Annotated in this window: 1 protein-coding gene; it reads right to left on the bottom strand. The window is 50.9% G+C overall.

Annotated features, from left to right (window positions below; translation table 11 throughout):
- The coding region (locus tag JUJ53_RS00605; RefSeq protein ID WP_343327865.1) for an IS1 family transposase at positions 1-125 on the bottom strand (125 nt) is incomplete at its 3' end.
- Between the last annotated feature and the right edge of the window lie 89 nt (positions 126-214).

Raw genomic sequence — 214 nt, 5'->3', positions numbered from 1 at the left:
TTCGGTTTCCACTGGGGATTCTCGACGAATTGACGGTTGCAGTCTCGGCACTTGTAGTTTTGCTTACCGCGCCTGGTAGTGCCGTTCTTGGAGATGTCGTGAGACCCGCACGTTGGACAGGTCATCTCAATTGTCATGGAGCCTACTCCCTCAGAATCGAGCAATGCGACGGCAATGCCTTGTTTTTCTCTATCCTTTACGTTAATCCACTACC

Origin of the sequence: Leptolyngbya sp. CCY15150 (assembly GCF_016888135.1) — a bacterium.
Lineage (GTDB): Bacteria > Cyanobacteriota > Cyanobacteriia > RECH01 > RECH01 > RECH01.
The sequence above is the reverse complement of the archived record's forward strand: the minus strand, read 5'-3'. Positions and strand labels throughout refer to the sequence as shown.